This is a genomic window from Trinickia acidisoli (assembly GCF_017315725.1).
In the GTDB taxonomy this organism is placed as follows: Bacteria; Pseudomonadota; Gammaproteobacteria; order Burkholderiales; family Burkholderiaceae; genus Trinickia; species Trinickia acidisoli.
Genome location: NZ_JAFLRG010000002.1, coordinates 535,331 through 555,062, shown reverse-complemented (window position 1 = coordinate 555,062; position 19,732 = coordinate 535,331). Strand labels below are relative to the sequence as shown.

Annotated in this window: 18 protein-coding genes; 6 read left to right on the top strand and 12 right to left on the bottom strand. The window is 63.3% G+C overall.

Features of this window, described 5'->3' with window-relative positions:
• Positions 1-22 precede the first annotated feature (22 nt).
• The 11 genes from J3485_RS21035 to J3485_RS20985 form a co-directional block, all read right to left on the bottom strand.
• Positions 23-457, bottom strand: a complete 435-nt coding sequence (locus J3485_RS21035) for a helix-turn-helix domain-containing protein (protein ID WP_206956261.1) — start codon at positions 455-457, stop codon at positions 23-25.
• The gene (locus tag J3485_RS21030; RefSeq protein ID WP_206956260.1) at positions 454-1,617 is read right to left on the bottom strand and encodes an NAD(P)/FAD-dependent oxidoreductase; all 1,164 of its coding nucleotides are present in this window, start codon (positions 1,615-1,617) and stop codon (positions 454-456) included. Before J3485_RS21030 ends, J3485_RS21035 begins: the two co-directional genes overlap by 4 nt.
• A complete protein-coding gene (locus J3485_RS21025) occupies positions 1,614-2,984 on the bottom strand; it encodes an FAD/NAD(P)-dependent oxidoreductase (RefSeq protein WP_206956259.1) in 1,371 nt (456 codons plus the stop codon). The genes J3485_RS21030 and J3485_RS21025 overlap by 4 nt, the downstream gene beginning before the upstream one ends.
• A complete protein-coding gene (locus tag J3485_RS21020) occupies positions 2,969-3,283 on the bottom strand; it encodes a (2Fe-2S)-binding protein (RefSeq protein ID WP_206956258.1) in 315 nt (104 codons plus the stop codon). Before J3485_RS21020 ends, J3485_RS21025 begins: the two co-directional genes overlap by 16 nt.
• A complete protein-coding gene (locus J3485_RS21015; protein ID WP_206956257.1) occupies positions 3,280-5,133 on the bottom strand; it encodes an ABC transporter ATP-binding protein in 1,854 nt (617 codons plus the stop codon). The genes J3485_RS21020 and J3485_RS21015 overlap by 4 nt, the downstream gene beginning before the upstream one ends.
• A complete protein-coding gene (locus J3485_RS21010; RefSeq protein WP_206956256.1) occupies positions 5,133-6,044 on the bottom strand; it encodes an ABC transporter permease in 912 nt (303 codons plus the stop codon). The genes J3485_RS21015 and J3485_RS21010 overlap by 1 nt, the downstream gene beginning before the upstream one ends.
• Positions 6,041-6,997, bottom strand: coding sequence for an ABC transporter permease (locus J3485_RS21005; RefSeq protein ID WP_206956255.1), 957 nt, complete (start codon positions 6,995-6,997; stop codon positions 6,041-6,043). Before J3485_RS21005 ends, J3485_RS21010 begins: the two co-directional genes overlap by 4 nt.
• 52 nt (positions 6,998-7,049) lie before the next feature.
• The gene (locus tag J3485_RS21000) at positions 7,050-8,669 is read right to left on the bottom strand and encodes an ABC transporter substrate-binding protein (RefSeq protein ID WP_206956254.1); all 1,620 of its coding nucleotides are present in this window, start codon (positions 8,667-8,669) and stop codon (positions 7,050-7,052) included.
• Positions 8,670-8,802: 133 nt separating this feature from the next.
• Complete coding sequence (locus J3485_RS20995; RefSeq protein ID WP_206956253.1) at positions 8,803-10,080, bottom strand: NAD(P)/FAD-dependent oxidoreductase; 1,278 nt, start codon at positions 10,078-10,080, stop codon at positions 8,803-8,805.
• 51 nt (positions 10,081-10,131) lie between these two features.
• A complete protein-coding gene (locus J3485_RS20990; protein ID WP_206956252.1) occupies positions 10,132-10,800 on the bottom strand; it encodes a haloacid dehalogenase type II in 669 nt (222 codons plus the stop codon).
• A gap of 187 nt (positions 10,801-10,987) precedes the next feature.
• The gene (locus tag J3485_RS20985) at positions 10,988-12,475 is read right to left on the bottom strand and encodes an aldehyde dehydrogenase family protein (protein WP_206956251.1); all 1,488 of its coding nucleotides are present in this window, start codon (positions 12,473-12,475) and stop codon (positions 10,988-10,990) included.
• A gap of 344 nt (positions 12,476-12,819) precedes the next feature.
• On the opposite strand from J3485_RS20985, the gene J3485_RS20980 reads away from it, so the two are divergent.
• The 6 genes from J3485_RS20980 to J3485_RS20955 all read left to right on the top strand — a co-directional run bounded on the left by J3485_RS20980 (position 12,820) and on the right by J3485_RS20955 (position 19,507).
• On the top strand, positions 12,820-13,677 hold the full coding sequence (locus tag J3485_RS20980) for a GNAT family N-acetyltransferase (protein WP_206956250.1): 858 nt from the start codon (positions 12,820-12,822) through the stop codon (positions 13,675-13,677).
• A 7-nt stretch (positions 13,678-13,684) separates the two neighbouring features.
• Complete coding sequence (locus J3485_RS20975) at positions 13,685-14,611, top strand: 2-hydroxyacid dehydrogenase (protein ID WP_206956249.1); 927 nt, start codon at positions 13,685-13,687, stop codon at positions 14,609-14,611.
• A gap of 194 nt (positions 14,612-14,805) precedes the next feature.
• Positions 14,806-16,203 carry an aspartate aminotransferase family protein gene (locus J3485_RS20970; RefSeq protein WP_206956248.1) on the top strand — a complete coding sequence of 466 codons (1,398 nt, stop codon included), beginning with the start codon at positions 14,806-14,808 and terminating at the stop codon, positions 16,201-16,203.
• A 41-nt stretch (positions 16,204-16,244) separates the two neighbouring features.
• Positions 16,245-16,736, top strand: a complete 492-nt coding sequence (locus J3485_RS20965; protein WP_206956247.1) for an Lrp/AsnC family transcriptional regulator — start codon at positions 16,245-16,247, stop codon at positions 16,734-16,736.
• A 117-nt stretch (positions 16,737-16,853) separates the two neighbouring features.
• The gene (locus J3485_RS20960; RefSeq protein ID WP_206956246.1) at positions 16,854-17,951 is read left to right on the top strand and encodes a tartrate dehydrogenase; all 1,098 of its coding nucleotides are present in this window, start codon (positions 16,854-16,856) and stop codon (positions 17,949-17,951) included.
• An 83-nt stretch (positions 17,952-18,034) separates the two neighbouring features.
• Complete coding sequence (locus J3485_RS20955; protein ID WP_206956245.1) at positions 18,035-19,507, top strand: NAD-dependent succinate-semialdehyde dehydrogenase; 1,473 nt, start codon at positions 18,035-18,037, stop codon at positions 19,505-19,507.
• Here J3485_RS20955 and J3485_RS20950 read toward each other — a convergent pair.
• Positions 19,504-19,728, bottom strand: a complete 225-nt coding sequence (locus J3485_RS20950) for a hypothetical protein (RefSeq protein WP_206956244.1) — start codon at positions 19,726-19,728, stop codon at positions 19,504-19,506. The genes J3485_RS20955 and J3485_RS20950 overlap by 4 nt on opposite strands.
• Positions 19,729-19,732 lie beyond the last annotated feature (4 nt).

Here is a 19,732-nt window from a genome sequence, read left to right as displayed (position 1 = left end):
CGTGACTCCTGACACGGATAAGCTACCGGATTGAACCATGCTTTCGCTGAACGCGCTCGACGCTCGACGAACGAATGCTCGGCATGTCGTCGCCGATGTTTCGTTGTCCTAAGTTCGTGGCCATTCCATGCTTGGCCAGCGCGCTTGCTACGAAGCCGGTCGGCGTCATGCCGCAAAAGCGCTTGAAATGCCGGCCGAAGTGGCTCTGATCGAAAAATCCGACTTCCGTCGCCACTGCGATGCTCGGCACGCCGGCCAGCAGCAGCGATTGCGCACGCTTGATTCGCAAGCCGCATAGATAGCGATAGGGCGATGAACCGAAACGCTCGCGAAACGCGGTGGCGAATCGTGAGATGCTCAGTGCGGCCGGCGCGGCCATTTGTTGCAGCGTCAGCGGTTCGTCGAAATGCGCCTCGATAAACGCCCGTGCTTGATCAAGCCCTTCGGTTCGCCTCATAGGACACCTGCTCGTTCCTTTGTCGCCGCGGCCCGCTCGCCGAAGCGGCCGATCGAAAATTTCTCGAGCGCAATGGACGTCGCGCCCGTCGATACCAATTCGGCCAGCGTCTCACCCACCCCCGGCCCGATCTGAAAACCCGCCCCGTTGAATCCGAAACCGTAGAACAGGCCGGCGACTTTGCCGCTTGATCCGATCACCGGCTCGGCGTCGGGCAGGTAGCCCTCCACGCCGCTCCAGGTGCGAATCACGTGCAGCGGCGCAAGGCTCGGCACGAGCCGGCGAAACTGCGTCATTTGCCGCACGGTGTTGATCGGCAGCACGCCTGCCCGGCAGGTCTCGATGCTCGATGGCCCAGGGGGGCCACCGCCGAGAATCAGATTGCCGCGCGGGATCTGACGGAAATAGACGCTTTCTTGCTTGACCGATGTAAACACGCCCATCGACGAATGAAATACGTATGGCACCGGCTCGGTCACGGCCATTTGCGGGCCGCGCGTTTCGAGCGGTACCGACTCGCCGAATTGCGCACTCAAGCGGTTGGCCCAAGCGCCCGTGCAAATCACGAGCTGAGCGCTGCGATAGACGAGGCCCGCTTTGTCTTCGACACGAAAGCCGGCTCCGTCGTGTTCGACGCGAACGACTTCGACGCTTTCTCGAACGTCGGCGCCGAGCCGCGCGGCAGCGCGTCCGAACGCAGGCGCCGCGAGCCGTGGATTTGCATGGCCGTCCAGCGGCGACACCGATGCGGCTAGCACCTCACGGCCGAGAAACGGAAATCGTTCGAACATGGCCCGGCCTTGCAGCACCTCGAGATCGAGCCCGCATGCGCGCGCATCGCTCGCGTAGCGGACGAAATGGTCGACGTCCTGCTCGTGATAGCAGACACGCGTATGGCCGCTCGCAAGGAACTCGACGTCTTCGCCGAGCCATTCGGCCGCGTGCCGCCATGTGGCGAGCGCGCGGTTGGCGATCGGCAATTGTTCGAGTGCGCGGCCCTGCCGACGGATACCGCCGAAGTTGACGCCGCTGGCTTGTTGTCCCGTCAGGCCGCGCTCGAGCAGGCGCACGGAATGACCGCGTCGACGCAAGAAAAAGGCCGTCGTGGTGCCGACGATGCCGCCGCCGATAACGATGACGTCCGATTCCATCGGCTTCATACTTCGGAGTCCTCAATAATCGCCATCGGCAATGGTTTCACCGGGGCTTGCGAACGCAGCCGCCCCACGTTCTCGAGCGGCACGCCGGCAGCGGCCGCTATGACTTCGGCACCCGCATGGCCGCAATAGCGCCCTTGGCATCGACCCATCCCCACACGCGAAAACGCCTTCGCGCGATTTGCCTCGCACGCGCCCGTGGCACGTACGACCTCGCGCAACGCGCCGGCCGTGATCGATTCGCAGCGACATACGATCGCGTCGTCGGGCAATTGCGCTGCCTGTTGCGCGGGCCAAGCGAACGCGCGCCTCAGGCCATCGGCGAAACGCGTATATCGAGCCAGCGACCGGCGCAATTCGGCGATGCCTTGAACGTTCACGTTCAAATCGTGCAGCGCGGCAAGCGCGGCCAAGCGCCCCGCGCGTTCGGCGGCATCGGCACCGCGAACGCGTGCGCCGTCGCCGGCGAGATAAACGCCTTTGACGCTGCTGCGTCCATCTCCATCCACGCGCGGCAGCCACTGCCGGCCCGCTGCGTCGAATTCGAACGCGCATCCCGCCAAATCGGCCAACTGCGTTTCGGGGCGAAGATGGTAGCCGAGCGCAACGGCGTCGCACGCCAACTCGAGCCGCATGCCGTTTGCCAATTCGACGGCAATGCCGTGCACGCCATCGGTAGGCGTGCCAATTATTTCGAGCGGACGCACGCCGCGATGAACGGCAATCCGCGCTTCGCGCAACGTGTACAAGAGCTTGACGCCCTTCAATAGCGCGGCCGGGATAGCGGCCATCGCCGGCAGTGCGCGCAAGCGCTGCTGCTGCGTCGACGTATCGAGTACCGCGGCAAGACTCACCCCTGCCTTCACGTATTGCGCCGCAAGCAGATAGAGCAACGGCCCCGTGCCGAGCAGCACGGGGCGGCTCCCGATCGCACATCCCTGCGACTTCAAGGCGATCTGCGCACCGCCGAGACTGTAGGTGCCCGCGTAATGCCATCCTTTGACGGGCATCAGGCGATCGGTCGCGCCGCTGCAGACGACGAGCGCATCGAATGCAAGCGAACGGTATCGCTCTGCGGTCACTAAATGCAGTTCGCCCGACGAGATGTTCCACACGAGTGTATCGGGAAGGTAGTCGATCCGCGGCTTCAACACATCGAAGGTCTGATGCAGCGCCGCGGCCCGCTTGGCTTCGGTACCGTATAGCGTGCCGTACGAACGGGTGAATTCCTCGGGTTGCCGTCGATAGATTTGGCCACCGTCGCGCCGACCCTCATCGATCACGATGGGACGGTGCCCCGCCTCGACGAATGCCTGCGCCGCCCGAACCCCGGCCGGCCCCGCACCGATCACGATCACGCGCGCGGCCATACGCACTCCTTCGCTTCGCTCAGCCGCGTCACGAGCGACATGCCGGGCGCGGCCGGTGTCGTGCAGGCGCGCAGCCGCGTGCCGTCCTCCGCCCAAACCCAACAATCCTGGCATGCCCCCATCAGACAAAACCCCGCACGTCGGCCATCGCCGAACTCGGAATCGCGCACGGCACGCACCGAACTCAACAGCGCGACCAGCACCGTATCGCCTTGTGCCGCATCGCATGCGACGCCGTCGATCATGATCTTGAACGTCTTGCGCCCGCGCTCGGCCACGCGCACGAATCGGCCATTCATGCGGCGCCTCGCAACGGTTGAAACTGCTTCAACTCGTCGGCCGATCGATGACAAAGAATTTGCACGCCCGACGGCAGCGTGCGCAGCGGCGGCCGTATCGCATTGCATTTACCTTCCACCCGGGCCGGGCAGCGCGTGCGGAAGCTGCACAGTTCGTCGCCGTTCGAACCGCTCGCGCCATCGGAAAGCGGAGGCAACGCGCAGGTCCCGACATTGCGGCGGGCATCGAGCCAACCGCGCTTGAGTGCCGGCACGGAATCGACGAGCAAGCCCGTATAGGGGTGGTGCGGCGGTTGATCGAGCAGCCGCGGCTGCCCCGCCTCCACTCGCCTGCCCGCGTACAACACGATGACGTCGTCGCAAACGGCGCGGACGGTGGAGATGTCGTGGCTGATGAACATGTACGACACGCGCAGTTCGCGCCGCAACTCGCGCAGCAACTCTAGAATCGCCGCGCCGACGACGGTATCGAGCGCCGACGTCACTTCGTCGCAAAGAATCAGCGACGGCTCCGCGGCCAATGCTCGCGCAAAATTGACACGCTGCTTTTGACCGCCGGATAAACCGCCCGGACGGCGCGTGGCGGTCGACGCAGGCAACTTGACGAGATCGAGCAACTCCGCGATACGGCGCTTCGCCGCGGCGCCGCGCGTGCCCTTGTAGAACGCGAGCGGGCGACCCAGTATCTCTTCCACGGTATGGCTCGGGTTGAGCGCCGTATCCGCGTTCTGAAAAACGAGTTGAATCCTGCGGTATTGATCGGGAGTGCGTCCGGCCAATTGCGCAGACAATGGCTGTCCTTCGAACAGCACATCGCCGCTCGCGCGCTCGACGAGCCCGGCCACGACGCGCGCGAGCGTCGTTTTGCCGGAGCCGGATTCGCCGATGACGCCGAGCGCACTGCCGCGCGCGATCGATAGATTGACGTCGTCGAGCACGCGCACCGCCGGGTTACCGTCTCGGTCGATGCGACCATAGCCGGCCGATAGGCCGCGTATCTGCAGCAGCGGCGCAGCGGCAGCGGCATCGGCCCACGTATCGCCGACCTGCGCGTCGCGTCGCGCGGACGCGGCCAACAATGCGCGCGTATAGGCATGCGCGGGCGCATCGAGCACTTGGTCGACGTCGCCGCACTCCTGCACTTCCCCGCCGTTGAGCACGACGATCCGATCCGCCATCTGCGCCACGACCGCCAGATCGTGCGACACGTACACTGCCGTCGTTCCGACTTCTTTGATCACGCGCTTGAATGCGGCCAGCACCTCGATTTGCGTCGTGACGTCGAGCGCGGTCGTCGGTTCGTCGAAAACGACGACGGCCGGATCGGTGATCAACGCCATCGCGGCCATCAAGCGCTGTAGTTGTCCGCCCGACACCTGATGCGGATAGCGCTCGCCGATGCGCTCAGGCGAAGGCAACGCCAATGCACGAAACAAATCGATCGCCTTCGCGCGGGCGGCCTCGCGCTTCATCAAGCGGTGCAGCAGCGCGGGCTCGATGACTTGGTCCATCAACGTGCGCGCCGGATTGAACCCCGCCGCCGCACTTTGCGCGACATAAGCCACGGTCCGCGAGCGCAGCCCACGCCGGCCCGCTTCATCGAGCGTGAGCACGTCGGTACCGGCCACGCGCACGCTGCCGCCGGCAAACGCGCAACCTTGCCGCGTATAGCCGAGCAACGACAATGCGATCGTCGTCTTGCCCGAGCCCGACTCGCCGATCAAGGCCAGCACCTCGCCTTTCCTCACGGTGAAGTCGACGCCCTTCACGATCTCGACGGCATCGGCGTCGGCGCCCGTGCCCCCCGCGACGATGCGCAAGCCCTTCACTTCGATCATGACCTCGCTCATTACCGGTCTCCTTGCGCAAACCCGCCATGACGGCGCAAGCTGTCGATCATCAGATTCATGCCGACCGTCAGCGTGGCGATCGCGATCGACGGCATCAACACGGCAGGTGCCGCTTGCGCCAAGCCGCCTAGGTTTTCGCGAACGAGCGAGCCCCAATCGGCATTGGGCGGCTGCACCCCGAGACCGAGGAAGCTGAGGCCACTCAGCAACAGCACGATAAAGACGAAACGCAGCCCGAAATCGGCGAGCACCGGATGAATCATGTTGGGCAGCAATTCGACGCGGGCGATATACAACATGCGCTCGCCGCGTGCACGTGCGACCTGCACGTATTCGAGCGTCATCAAATTGACCGCGAGCGAACGGGAGATGCGGAACGAACCGGGGATGTACGCCACGGCCGCCACCAGCGTCAGCACCGGAATCGACGACCCGAACGCCGCGATGGCCACCAAGGCGAGCACTTTGCTCGGAATCGAAATCAACGCGTCGAAGAAACGGCTCAAGACTTCGTCGACCCACCGCGGCGCAATGGCGGCCAGCAGCCCGAAGCACGTACCGGTGCCGCTCGCAAGCACGGCAGCCGCCAACGCCAAGCCAACCGTGTAACGTGTGCCGAACAGGATGCGGCTCAGCATGTCGCGGCCTAGGTAGTCGGTACCGAGCGGATGCGCCATGCTGTAGCTCGCCAAGCTCAGCGTCGACGACAATGCGCCTTCCCTGTACGGCGCGAGCAACGGCCCGAACACGGCCATCGCGAGCCAGAAGCACACCACGGCGAAACCGATCTTGCCGAGCCCCGATAGACGAAGCCGGCGAACGCGACGCGGACGGGCCGGCACATCGTGCGAGGCATCGTCGTAGATCTGCGTACCCGGATGCGCAATGGAGGGTTGAGCGGAATGGTTCATCGTTGACGAAGCCTCGGATTGGAAACGATCTGACATAAGTCGGCCATCAATACGAGCGCGAGATAAGCTGCGCAAAACACCATGACGCAGCCCTGCACGAGCGGCATGTCGCGGTTGGTCACCGCGTCCACCATGAGGCTCGCGAGTCCCGGATAGTTGAAGATCGATTCGACGATAACCACGCCGCCGAACAGGTAGGACAAGCTCAACGCCACCGCGTTGGCGATCGGGCCGATCGCATTGGGCAGCACGTGCTTGAGCACGACGCGCACGGGCGATGCACCCTTCAGGCACGCCATTTCGACGTAGCCCGAACTCAATTGATCGAGCACGGCCGCACGCGTCATGCGCGCCATCTGCGCCACCAGCACGCAGCAGAGCGTCATGACGGGCATGGCGTAAATGCGCACGAGATCGCCGAACGAAGAGACCGACGACAAATACGACAGCGCCGGCAGCCAATGCAGCTTCACGGCGAAGATCAACACGGCGATCGTCGCGACGAGAAACTCGGGCACCGCAACCGTGGACAGCGTCAGGACGTTGAGCACGCGATCGAGCCACGAGCCGCGATACATCGCCGACAAGATGCCGATGGCGAGCGCGACCGGCACGGCGACGATCGTCGTCAATCCCGCGAGCATCAGTGAATTGGGCAGGCGTGTCTTGATCAGTTCGCTCACGGGCAAGCTGTTCGACATCGACATGCCGAAATTGCCGCGAACGATATGCGCGAGCCACTCCAAATACCGCTGCAACGCCGGTTGATCGAGACCGAACTGATGCCGCAATGCCGCCACGGCCGCCGGTGTTGCCGCTTGTCCGAGCGCCTGCTGCGCGGCATCGCCCGGCAGCAGGCCCGTCATGGCGAACACGAGCGCGGACACGATCAGCAAGGTCAGCAACGCTAGACCGAGGCGGCTCGCGATGAGCCTATATGCTTGACGTTTCATCGACACCTGCCTCCTCTAGGCCACACGGATTACATCTGCGATCCTGCCTCGATCACGCTTCGAGCCAAACGTGTTCCGCGAACGCAAAGCCCATGAGACCCGCGAGCGGAATCGACCCGAGGCCCTGAAGCTTCGACGTATGCCCGTCCAGCGAACTCAGGAACATGGGAATGCCGATACCGCCTTTTTCGTGCACGAGCACTTGCATGTCGCCGTAGATCTTCTTGCGCTTCGCATCGTCGGGCTCGCCGCGCGCGGCAACGAGCATCTGGTCGAACTGCGGGTCTTTCCAGTTCGCTTCGTTCCACGGTGCATCGGATTTGAAGAACTGCGTGAACAGCATGTCGGCGGTCGGCCGCGCATTGATCGAACCGTAGCCGAGCGGGTGCTTCATCCAATGATTCGACCAGTAGCCGTCCGCCGGTACGCGCATCACCTGCAGATTCAAGCCGGCCAGCGGTGCGGCCTGTTGCAGCAGCATCGCCATGTCGACCGAGCCGTCGGCCGCCGGCGAGGCGAAGACCTGCAGCGACGTGCTGCCGAGGCCCGCCTTCTTGAAATAGAACTTCGCCTTGTCGGGATCGAACTTGCGTTGCGGCAATCCCGCGAAGTAATACTTGTTGGTCGGATCGATCGGCTGATCATTGCCGATCGCGCCGTAGCCTTGGAATACCGCCTGGCGCATTTGCTCGCGATTCTGCAAATGCATGAGCCCGAGACGGAAATTCTCGTTGCCGGTAATGCCGCCCTCGTCGCGCATGATGAGGTCCGTGTACTGCCCCGTCTTCGTTTCGAGGACGGTATAGCCGGGCGTACTCTTGATGCGCGGCGCCGATTGCGGGCTCACTTGGTTGATCAACTGCACGTCACCCGACAGCAACGCATTGACGCGCGCCGATTCGTCGCCGATGCCGATGAGTTCGATCTCGTCGAGGTGCGGCAGGCCCGGCTTCCAATAGCGTTCGTTCTTGACGACCACCGTATGCACGCCCGGCTGGAATTCCTTGAGCTTGAATGGGCCCGTGCCGACCGCCGTCGTCGTGAAATCCTTGGTGCCGTCTTTGACGATGAGGAAATGCGCATCGGCCAGAATCACGGGCAAGTCCGCATTCGGTCCCACGAGCGTGATCGTCACTTCGTTCGGGCCCGTCGCCTTCACGTCGCTGATCTGATCGGCCAAGGTCTTCGCCTTCGACGCGGTGGCCGGATCTTTATGCCGCAGCAACGAATAAACGACGTCGGTCGGCGTAAGCGCCTTGCCGTCATGAAACTGCACGCCCGAGCGCAGCTTGACGACCCATACTTTCGCGTCTGTCGTATCGAACGACATCGCCAAGGCCATCGTTGCGCCGAGATGCGAATCGAGCTCGGTCAAGCCGTTGTAGATCATGTTGCAGCGAACATAATCCGTTCCGAGCGCGCCTTTCGCGGGATCGAGCGTATCGGCCGTCGACGACGATTGCGTCGCCACGCGAATCTTGCCGCCCTGCTTCGGCTTGGCCTGCGCATGCGCGGCCGTGCTCGCGACGAGCAGCCCACCGCCCGTCACGCTCACGAGGCCCGCGGCAACGAGCGCTCGCAATGCATCGCGTCGCGAAGCGCCCTTCGCGGTCAACTGCTCGAGTGTGGTCTCGTGCCCGAGCGCACCGTGCTGTGTGGTGTCCTTTTTCATTGCACTTCTCCGCGAAGTAAGCCAAGGGTGGCAAAAAATCATCGGCTGAAAACCAGCTCGACGGTTGAATCAACATCCGGCACTGCTGCTGCGTCTTTCCGCATCGCAACGGCGGTGCACTTGCTCGCCGGCATCAATAAAAGATGTCCTTGATGCGATAGTAGGTTCCGACGATCGGCAAGAACCAGGGCTTGCCCGTATGGCCCGGAATCGCGGGCCACGGAAATTCGCGCCAAGGGTTGGCGTCCTCGCGGCCGTCGATGACGTCCGCCATCACCTGCCCCATGTGGGTCGACATCTGCGTGCCGTGGCCGCTGTAGCCCATCGAGAAATAAAGGCCGTCGTGCTGCCCGGCGCGCGGCAATCGGTCGGCCGTCATGTCGACCAAGCCGCCCCAACAATAGTCGATACGCGCCTGCGCGAGTTGCGGAAATAGCTCGACGAGGTTGCGCTGCAGGATGCGTCCGCTTTTCTCGTCGGAAGGCTGCTCCGATGCCGTGAAGCGCGCGCGCCCGCCGAATACGAGGCGCGCGTCGGCCGTCAGGCGAAAGTAGTTGTGCATGAGCCGAGTGGTCGTATACGCACGCCGCTTCGGAAAAATCCGCGCAACGACATCCGCCCCCAGCGGCTCCGTCACAATGATGAACGACCCGATCGGTGCGATTCGTCTCCGGTACCAGGCGAACGGGCCGTGTTTCGACGGGCCCGTGGCGATCAGCACGTTCGTCGCCGTCAATTCGCCGCGCGAGGACACGACGCGGTAATCGCCGGCGCTTTGCTTCACGATCGACGAGACCGGTGCGTGTTCGTATAGCGTGGCGCCATGGCGGCGAGCCGCCTGAGCCAGTCCCGCCGCGAACTTGCCCATATGCATCTGCCCGCCGTGCCGTTGCAGCAAACCGCCGTAGAATCGATCCGACTGCACTTCGTCGCCGATGCGCACCCCATCGATCAGCTCGATGTTCTGATCGACTTCGCGGTGAATCAACTCGGCCGTCTTCGCCAAATGCGCGTAATGGTGCGGCTTCGAAGCCAGCTTAAGCTTGCCCGACGCGAGGTAATCGCAATCGATCGATTCTTCTCGAATGAGCCGCTCGACTGTATCGACCGCGGCGGCATAAGCGAGGTAACAGCGGCGAGCGCGCTCGAGCCCTAGTTGCGCGACGAGCGCTCCGAAGTCCTGAGCGACGCCCGTATTGACCTGCCCACCGTTCCTTCCCGAGGCGCCGCCGCCGATTCGTCCCGCATCGAGCAGCGCCACGCTGGCCCCGCGCCGCGCCAGTGCGAGCGCAGCCGACAGCCCCGTGAAGCCGCCGCCGACAACGGCGACGTCCACACGTCCCTGCACGGCCGAGTCATCGCCAAGCGGCGCGGCGGGTGCGGTATCGAGCCAGTAGGACTCGAGCTTCATCGTGGCTTTCCTCGATCGAGATCGGATACGTTCAGCCGGCAGGCCTGGGCCTCAGAGGCCGAGCATCGACGCCAAATGCGGGATGTCGTCGGCTTCGTAGTACTCGTAATACGGCGTCGACGGCTCGTGCCCACGCTTGATGAACGCCTTGTGCTTGATGCCTAGATCATGCGCCGTCATGAGGTCGTAGCGCAGGCTCGACGACACGTGCAGGACATCTTCGGGATTGCAGTCGAGCTGGTCGAACATGTATTCGAAGCCTTGCATGCGCGGCTTGTACGATTGCGCCTGCTGCGCCGTGAAGACGGCATGAAACGGCGCGCCGAGTTTGTCGACGTTGCTTTGGATCTGATCGTCGGAAGCGTTCGACAGAATCACGAGCTTGTATTTTTTTGCCAAGCGCGACAGGCCCTCGGGGACGTCCGGGTGCGGGCCCCACGTCGGCACGGCCAGATAAATGCTTTCGGCACGCTTTTCGTCGAACGGAACACCGACTCGCTTGCAGGCGCGGCGGAATGCGTTGACCACGACGTCGCGGTAGGGTTTCCACGCACCCAGCACTTCGTCGCGACGGTAGCCGGCAAAAAATCTGACGAGACTTTCGAGCTTCTCGGTATCGAGTTCCTTGCCGTAGAGCTCACGTGTCATATCGGCCATGCGGAATCGGATCAGCGTGCCGTAGCAGTCGAAAGTAATGTATTTCGGCTCGAACTCGATCATGTCAGTGCATCCTCAAGTAGGTTCTTCAGCTCATCGCAAGCCGTCGCGCCATCATCGCGAAAGCTCGCGTCGTAAAAAGATTTAATCAATGCAAAAACAAAAATGTCTCTGATTTGCGCCGCGCCGATGACATAAATCGCGCGTTTTGCACTGGGCCGACAGCACAGTCTGCGGCGGCCCAAGCGCATCAACCGTTCACGTCGATCAGCACGCTCTTGAACCGCAAATTGGCCTCGTACGCCTCTTTGCCGAGGTCTTTGCCGATACCCGAGCGCTTGTAGCCGCCCGTCGGGATGATGAAGTCGGAGGTTCGTCCATAGCGGTTGACCCATACCGTGCCGGTCTCCAGCGTCCTCACGAAACGCAGGGCGCGGCCGAGGTCCGCGGTATGCACGCCGGCCGCGAGGCCATAGTCCGCATGGCCGGCCAGCGCGAGCGCCTCCTCTTCCGAATCGAACGCTTGCAGCGTCAACACGGGGCCGAAGATCTCCTCGCTCACCGCGGCGGATTCAGAGGTCACGTTTTCGAGGATCGTCGGCGCGTAATAGGCCCCCCCGGCACCCGCGGCATCCGTTTCAGCACGCGCGGCGCCGCATCGCGCCTGCGCACCCGCCTCCAGCGTCGAGCGAACGATCGCATCGATACGTTGCGCTTGCGGGTTCGAAATGATCGGAGGCAACGTCGCGCGCGGGCTCCATGTCGCACCTGCGCTCAATCCTCTGAGGATTTTTTCGATGCGCTCGGCAAGCGGCTCCGCAATGGCACGCTCGACGATCAGACGCGTGCCGGCTACGCAGACTTGCCCCGCATTGATCGTCACCGCCGTTGCAATGCGTTGCGCCACGTCGTCGATCCGCGGAGCATCGGCAAACACGATCTGCGGGCTCTTGCCCCCAAGTTCGAGCGTGACGGGTTTCGTGCCTGAGTGTGCGCAAGCAGCCATGATGGCTGCGCCTGTGCGGGTGGAGCCCGTGAACGTGACCTTACCGACGAGCGGATGCCGCACGAGCGCATCGCCGGTCGTGCGGCCATCGCCTTGAATCACGTTGAAGACGCCCGCCGGCACGCCCGCTTCGATCGCAAGTTCAGCCAATCGCAGCGCCGAGAACGGTGTCATTTCAGATGGCTTCAGCACGACTGCATTACCGGCGGCCAGCGCCGGCGCGGCTTTCCACGAAGCCATGACAAGCGGAAAATTCCACGGTGCAATAGCGCCGATGACGCCATAGGGTTCAGCGATCATCATGCCGAGATGCGCGTGATCGGTCGCGGCCACTTGGCCGCCGATCTTGTCGGCGAATTCAGCGTAGAAGCGGATGCCTTCCGCTGTATAAGGAACGTCCCAGGCGAATACATCACGTACCGGGCGCGTCGAGCCGAGCGCTTCGAGCGGCGCGAGCGTTGCGGCGTCGGCCGCGACGAGGTCGGCAAATCGGCGCAGGATGCGCGCTCGTTCGCGCGGCGCCATCGTCGCCCAGCCGCTTTTGCGCCATGCGTACCAGGCGTTTTCGACAGCGTGCGCGACGAGGCGCTCATCGCCGATCGGCAGCGAGGCATAGACTTCGCCGTCCGACGGCCGTGCGACCTCGAGCGTCGGCCCTTGCGTCTCGACATATTCGCCGCCGATGAAATGCGCGCTGCGCACGGCAATCGCGCTGGGATCGAAGCTGTTCATGGGACAACACCCTCCATCGTCTCGGCGATTCGCAACACGCCCGGCCAAAAAGGCCACAGCCGCCGCCACGAATCGATCGGTCAAGCGTTGGTGCCGCGAAACATCCGCGACACGTTTGCTCCATGACGAACATCGTACGGCCGGCATCACAGCATATTTCGCCGACAAAATTCGCCTGACAGCACAGCGCGCGCGTCGTTATCTCGGGAACGAGCGAGATTGCATTGCATCGCCGATGCAGGTTCGTTCTCGGTGCACGAGCGCTTCCGATGAGAAGATCGTCCTAGTCAGTGCGCACGCTGCATGACACAGTTCGTATCAATCAAGACCATGAGGGGGTACGCGTGTCCGACTCCATCCATTACAGGCGATTCACTCCGGCGGACGTCGATGCCGCGCACGCGCTGACGGTCGAACTGAAATGGCCGCATCGCGCGGAAGATTGGCAATTCATCGCGAATATCGGCGCGGGCTTCGTCGCCGAACGCGATGCGCGCATCATCGGTACCGTCCTTTGCTGGAAATACGGCACGCAAACGTCGTCGCTCGGCATGGTCATCGTCTCTCCTGCGCATCAGGGATTCGGTATCGGCCGGCGCCTGACGGAGATGGCGCTCGAAGAACTCGGCACGAGAGCAACCGTCCTGCATGCGACGCAGGCCGGACGCCCGCTCTACGAGAAGCTCGGCTTCATGCCCGTCGGTACGCTCCATCAGCATCAAGGCGCGGCGCTGCAGCCACCGCTGCTCCCGCTGCCCTCGCGCGAGCGGCTGCGTCCGCTCGGCGTCAACGATGCACCGCGCCTCGTCGAACTGGCCTCCCGCGCGAGCGGACTCGATCGCACATCGGTGCTGCCGCCGCTGCTCGATTGCGCCGAAGGCATCGGGCTCGACCGCGACGGCGAACTGATCGGCTTCGCGTTGTTTCGCCGTTTCGGACGCGGCCGCGCGATCGGCCCCGTGGTCGCGCCGCATGACGATCCGGTGCGCGCAAAGGCATTGATCGGGCACTGGCTCGCGTCGAACCCCGGCATGTTCATCCGTATCGATACGCCCGGCGAAAGCGGCCTTGCCGAATGGCTCGAAACGCTCGGCCTCATCCGCGTGGACAGCGTCGTCAAAATGACGCGCAATGCGCAGCAGATGCCCGCGCCCGACGAAGAGTTCGCGCAATACGGCATCATCAATCAAGCGATCGGCTGACCTTCGTATGAGCTTTCTCTATAAAGCCGACCCGGCTCGCGGCGCGGTATGGGCCAAGCTATTCGCCGAACGCTTGCCCGATATGCCCTTCAAGATCTGGCCCGACATTGGCGACCCCGCGCAAGTCCGCTATCTCGCAGCCTGGCAGCCTCCCGAAGATCCCGCGCGAACGTTGCCCAACCTAGAGGTGCTGTTCTCCGTGGGTGCGGGTGTCGATCAACTCGACCTATCGGGTTTTCCCGCACACGTGCCCGTGGTCAGGATGATCGAGCCCGGCATCGTCGAGCGGATGGTGGAGTACGTCACGCATGCCGTATTGACGATACATCGCGATTTCCTCGACTACGCCGGTCAACAGCGGCAGGCATGTTGGACCGAGTTACCCGTGCGTCCAGCCGCTTCGTGCCGAGTCGGCGTGCTCGGGCTCGGCATGCTAGGCACGGCCGTGCTCGAGCGGCTGCGCTTGTTCGGCTACGACTGCGCGGGCTGGAGCCGATCGGAGCATCGCATCGAGGGCGTGGCGTGTTACGCCGGCGAGCAAGCGCTCGATGCGTTTCTTGCGCGCACCGACGTGCTCGTTTGTCTGCTGCCGCTCACACCGGCCACGCGCCATATGCTCGATGCCCGCCTGCTCGGCAAGCTGCCGCGCGGCGCATCGTTGGTCCAGACGGGACGCGGCGCGCATCTCGTCCAAGACGACTTGTTGCGATTGCTCGACGACGAGCACTTGCGCTGCGCACTACTCGACGTGACGACGCCCGAGCCGCTGCCGGCCGATCATCCGTTGTGGTGGCATCCGCGCGTGCGCATCACGCCGCACATCGCGAGCGCCACCCACCCCGAGACGGCGGTCGAATCCGTTTTGGAGAACCTGCGCCGGCATCGTTTAGGACTACCGATGATCGGGGAAATCGACCGGCACCGCGGCTATTGACGCCACGGCGAACGCCGCAGCGATGCCCCCGCCGACCGCTTCCCCAACCACACCGCACCGTCAGCAGAAAATGCTGACCATCAGCATCAAAACGCGCGCCGTACGCTTTTCGAGCGTTTTTTTCGGAGAGCGAAGCGAGGCCCCTCACCGGTACTATGAATCGTCATCGTTCAAACCTGCACGGGCCCGCCACCATGTCGATTTCCTCCCTCATCGAAGCCGACCGCAAGCACCTCATTCATCCTGTCGTCAATTACCACGCGCATGAAGCGCGCGGCGTCACGATCCTCGAATCGGCGCACGGCTCGTTCGTGCGCGACGCCGAGGGCAACGAATTGCTCGACGCGTTCGCGGGACTGTGGTGCGTCAATGTCGGATACGGCCAACAAAGCATCATCGACGCCGCCACGGAGCAGATGAAGAAACTCCCGTATGCAACCGGCTATTTCCACTTCGGCTCCGCGCCCGCGATCGAACTCGCCGCGCGGCTCGTCGAAGTCTCGCCGGCCTCGCTCCAGCACGTCTATTTCACACTCGGCGGCTCCGATGCCGTCGATTCGGCGGTGCGCTTCATTACGCATTACTTCAATGCGACGGGCCGTCCGAGAAAAAAGCAGTTCATCGCGCTCGAGCGCGGCTATCACGGCTCGTCGTCGGTCGGCGCGGGTTTGACCGCGCTGCCGACCTTTCATCGTCACTTCGATCTGCCGCTGCCGCAGCAGCACTACATCGCGTCGCCTTATGCCTACCGTGGCAACTATGCCGACGACGCCGCACTCATCGCCGCATCGGTTGCCGCGCTCGAAGCGAAAGTAGCCGAACTCGGCGCGGACAACGTCGCGGCGTTTTTCTGCGAACCGATTCAAGGATCGGGCGGTGTCATCGTGCCGCCAGTCGGATGGCTCAAAGCGATGCGCGACGCATGCCGAAAGCTCGGCATCTTATTCGTCGCCGACGAGGTAATCACGGGGTTCGGGCGCACGGGCCCGCTATTCGCTTGCGAAGCGGAGCGCGTCGAACCCGATTTGATGACGGTTGCCAAAGGGTTGACGGCCGGCTATGCGCCGATGGGCGCCGTGCTGATGTCCGACGAGGTCTATCGCGGCATCGCCGACGCCAGCCCCGATGCCGCGATCGGCCACGGGTGCACCTATTCGGCACACCCAGTTAGCGCCGCGATCGGGCTCGAAGTCTTGCGGCTTTATCGCGAAGGCGGCCTGCTCGCGAACGCGCAAGCGCTGGCGCCGCGTTTCGCGCAAGGACTCGACGCGTTGCTCGATCATCCGCTCGTGGGCGATTCGCGCCATCGCGGGCTGCTTGGCGCGCTCGAACTCGTCTCCGATAAAGAAAGCAAAGCGGGCTTCGACGCCGCGCTGAAGCTGCCGGATCGCATTGCGGCCGCCGCTTATCGCAATCGGCTGATTTTCAGGGCCTTCGGCGACAACATCCTCGGCTTCGCGCCCGCGCTCTCGTATACGGCCGACGAATTCGATCTGCTGTTCGCGCGGTTGCGCCGCACGCTCGACGAAGTGCTCGCGGAGCCCGACGTACGCGCCGCGCTCGATCGTAAAGCGCGTGCCGTCGCGTGCTAAAGTATTCGCTCTCCGTTGGGTCATACTCGGGCGACAGTACGATGAGTGGCGATTGCAAGCTTGACCGGATCGACTTACGGATCCTTTCGCAACTTCAGAAGCGTGGACGCATCACGAACGTCGAACTCGCCGATGCCGTCGGCTTGTCGCCGAGCCCGTGCCTGATTCGCGTCAAGCGCCTCGAGAAGGCCGGCTACATCGTCGGCTACGGCGCGCAAATCCAGCTCGAAAAGCTCGGCGACGTGCAAATCGTATTCACCGAAGTCACGCTCGCCGATCATCGCCGCGAAGATTTCATTCGCTTCGTGGCGGCCATCAAGGATGTCGACGAAATCATCGAATGCCATCTTGCGAGCGGCGGCTACGACTATCTACTCAAGTTCGTCACGCGCAGCGTCAGCCACTATCAAAGCGTGATCGAAGGCTTGCTCGAACGCGACATCGGCATCGAGAAGTATTTCAGTTACGTCATCATCAAATCGCCTTTCGTGAAGACACATTACCCGCTCGAAGTGCTCTTCCCTCAGTCGTAAAGCATTGAAGCATTCGCGCAAATTGTCGCGGCGTTGCGCGCCGCGTTTCGAGAACACCGCGGCACCGGCGGTCGATTGCCCGCGCCGCTCACTTCGCTTCATGGAGACAATTCCGTCATGGCTGGCACATATCGAATCGCCGTGATTCCCGGCGACGGCATCGGCACCGAGGTCATGCCCGAAGGTTTGCGCGTGCTCGATGCGGCAAGCAAGCGCTTCGGCATTTCGCTCGAATACGAGCATATCGACTGGGCGAGTTGCGATTACTACGAGCAGCACGGCCAGATGATGCCCGACGACTGGAAAGCGCAACTCACACGCTGCGATGCCATCTTGTTCGGCGCGGTGGGATGGCCCGCGAAGGTGCCCGACCATATTTCGCTGTGGGGTTCGCTACTCAAGTTTCGGCGCGAATTCGATCAATACATCAATTTGCGACCCGCGCGATTGTTCGAGGGCGTGCCCTCGCCGCTCGCGGGGCGCGAGGCCGGCGACATCGATTTTTGGATCGTGCGCGAGAACACCGAAGGCGAATACTCGTCGGTGGGCGGCGTGATGTTCGCCGGCACCGATCGCGAGTTCGTCGTGCAGGAATCGATCTTCACGCGGAAAGGCAGCGAACGCGTATTGAAGTTCGCGTTCGATCTCGCGCAGCGGCGCGCCAAGAAAAAGTTGACCGTGGCCACGAAGAGCAACGGCATCGCGATCAGCATGCCCTGGTGGGACGAACGTGCGGCCGAAGTCGCGGCCGACTATCCCGAGGTAACGTGGGACAAGCAGCACATCGACATTCTCTGCGCGCGCTTCGTGCTCAATCCCGATCGCTTCGACGTCGTGGTTGCGACGAACCTGTTCGGCGACATCCTGTCCGATCTCGGCCCCGCTTGCACCGGCACGATCGGCCTCGCACCGTCGTCCAACCTCAACCCCGATCGCGCGTTTCCGTCGCTGTTCGAACCCGTGCACGGCTCCGCGCCCGACATCGCCGGCAAGCGCATCGCCAATCCGATCGCCATGATTTGGTCGGCCGCGATGATGCTCGACTTCCTTGGGCACCACCAAGGCAAGGAGCGCGAAGCGCACGACGCGATTCTCGCCGCGATCGAAGCGACGCTGAAGGAAGGCCCGCGCACGGGCGATCTCGGCGGCACCGCCAAGACCGACGAAGTGGGCGCGGCCATCGCGGCCCGTGTGACCGGCTCCGCCAACGCTTAGCCAACGCTTAGCCAGCGCCGTCGGCCTGGGTTGCCGGCAGCGCGAGTACCGACGTACTGACACGAACAAGAGGAGCATCGAACATGACGCGTACGTTTACGCCCGAAGCGTTGATCCGCACGGAGAACTTCATCGGCGGACGATGGGTGCCGGCCGCCGACGGCGCGCGATTCGCCGTTACCGATCCCGCGGACGGCACGCTCATTGCCGAGGTGGCGGATAGCTCCGTTGCCGACGCGCGCGCGGCAACCGATGCCGCGGCAGCCGCCCTGCCCGCCTGGCGCGAAACACTGCCGAAAGAACGCGCCGAAATTTTGCGACGCTGGCATGCGCTCATCGTCGCGAATCAAGATGCGCTCGGTGCGTTGATCTCGCACGAGCAAGGTAAGCCGCTGGCCGAGGGGCGTGGCGAGGTCGCCTATGGTGCCTCGTACGTCGCATGGTTCGCGGAGGAAGCGACGCGTATCTATGGCGATCTGATTCCTCAGCAGCAACGCGGCAAACGAATGAGTGCGATCAAAGAACCGATCGGCATCGTCGCTGCCATTACGCCGTGGAATTTTCCGCTCGCGATGATCGCGCGCAAGATCGCGCCTGCATTGGCAGCGGGCTGTACCGTCATCGGTAAACCTGCCGAGGATACGCCACTGACCGCGTCGGCGCTCGTGCTGCTCGCGCAGGAAGCGGGCGTACCGGCAGGCGTGCTGAACCTCATTACCGCATCGCGCGCGCGTGGCGTGGATGCCGTCGCCGATTGGCTGCAAGACGCGCGCGTGCGCAAGATCACGTTCACGGGATCGACGGCCGTAGGCAAACACTTGGCGCGCGAATCGGCCGGCACGCTCAAGAAACTTTCGCTCGAATTGGGCGGCAATGCACCGTTCATCGTATTCGACGATGCCGATCTGGATGCCGCGGTGGGGGGCTTGATCGTTTCGAAGTTTCGCAACGGCGGCCAGACGTGCGTTTGTCCGAATCGCGTTTATGTGCAAGCTGGGGTGTATGAACGCTTTTGCGCGTTGTTGGCGCAGCGTGTGGAATCGATGAAGGTCGGCCCCGCCAGCGATACCTCGACGCAGATCGGGCCGATGATCAATGCACGCGCCGTCGATAAGATCGCTCGACATGTCGACGATGCGCTGACGCACGGCGCCCGTGTCGTGACGGGCGGCCGGCGCCTTGCCGAACTCGGTCCCAACTTCTATGCACCTACGGTCCTCGCCGATGCGAACGCGAGCATGCTGCTATGCGATGAAGAAACGTTCGGCCCCGTCGTGCCGCTGTTTCGTTTCGAAGACGAACGCGAGGCGATCGAAGCGGCGAACGCCACGCCGTATGGGCTGGCTTCGTACTTCTACAGCAACGATATGAAGCGGATCGAGCGCGTTTCACGTGCGCTCGAGGCTGGGCTCGTGGGGATCAATGAAGGGGCGATTTCCAGCGAAGCCGCGCCGTTCGGCGGAGTCAAGGAATCGGGGTACGGCAGAGAGGGGTCGAAGTATGGCCTCGACGATTATCTGTCGATCAAGTATTTGTGCCAGGGGAATTTGGGTTAGCGGGCGTTCAGCGCGACGGCCAACCGCCGCGCCGCTTCATCGGCCGTCTCGGGCGTAACCGTCGAATAGGAAAGACGCAACGTATTGCGCTGCGGTTCATCTGTGAAGAACGCACTGCCTGGAACGAAAACAACGCCTGCTTCGACGCCGCGCACGAGCACTTCCTCGACGCGCTCGACGTCGATACCGCCCGCGTTCGCGATGCAGCAGATGCGGGCCAACCTC

Excerpts from the sequence above, each read along its gene's own strand:
- J3485_RS21025 (WP_206956259.1), bottom strand. The coding sequence starts at position 2,984 with ATGGCCGCGCGCGTGATCGTGATCGGTGCGGGGCCGGCCGGGGTTCGG.
- J3485_RS21010 (WP_206956256.1), bottom strand. The coding sequence starts at position 6,044 with ATGAACCATTCCGCTCAACCCTCCATTGCGCATCCGGGTACGCAGATC.
- J3485_RS21000 (WP_206956254.1), bottom strand. The coding sequence starts at position 8,669 with ATGAAAAAGGACACCACACAGCACGGTGCGCTCGGGCACGAGACCACA.
- J3485_RS20995 (WP_206956253.1), bottom strand. The coding sequence starts at position 10,080 with ATGAAGCTCGAGTCCTACTGGCTCGATACCGCACCCGCCGCGCCGCTT.
- J3485_RS20970 (WP_206956248.1), top strand. The coding sequence starts at position 14,806 with ATGTCGATTTCCTCCCTCATCGAAGCCGACCGCAAGCACCTCATTCAT.
- J3485_RS20960 (WP_206956246.1), top strand. The coding sequence starts at position 16,854 with ATGGCTGGCACATATCGAATCGCCGTGATTCCCGGCGACGGCATCGGC.
- J3485_RS21030 (WP_206956260.1), bottom strand. The coding sequence starts at position 1,617 with ATGAAGCCGATGGAATCGGACGTCATCGTTATCGGCGGCGGCATCGTC.
- J3485_RS20955 (WP_206956245.1), top strand. The coding sequence starts at position 18,035 with ATGACGCGTACGTTTACGCCCGAAGCGTTGATCCGCACGGAGAACTTC.
- J3485_RS21005 (WP_206956255.1), bottom strand. The coding sequence starts at position 6,997 with ATGAAACGTCAAGCATATAGGCTCATCGCGAGCCGCCTCGGTCTAGCG.
- J3485_RS20985 (WP_206956251.1), bottom strand. The coding sequence starts at position 12,475 with ATGAACAGCTTCGATCCCAGCGCGATTGCCGTGCGCAGCGCGCATTTC.
- J3485_RS21020 (WP_206956258.1), bottom strand. The coding sequence starts at position 3,283 with ATGAATGGCCGATTCGTGCGCGTGGCCGAGCGCGGGCGCAAGACGTTC.
- J3485_RS20965 (WP_206956247.1), top strand. The coding sequence starts at position 16,245 with ATGAGTGGCGATTGCAAGCTTGACCGGATCGACTTACGGATCCTTTCG.
- J3485_RS20975 (WP_206956249.1), top strand. The coding sequence starts at position 13,685 with ATGAGCTTTCTCTATAAAGCCGACCCGGCTCGCGGCGCGGTATGGGCC.
- J3485_RS20990 (WP_206956252.1), bottom strand. The coding sequence starts at position 10,800 with ATGATCGAGTTCGAGCCGAAATACATTACTTTCGACTGCTACGGCACG.
- J3485_RS21035 (WP_206956261.1), bottom strand. The coding sequence starts at position 457 with ATGAGGCGAACCGAAGGGCTTGATCAAGCACGGGCGTTTATCGAGGCG.
- J3485_RS21015 (WP_206956257.1), bottom strand. The coding sequence starts at position 5,133 with ATGAGCGAGGTCATGATCGAAGTGAAGGGCTTGCGCATCGTCGCGGGG.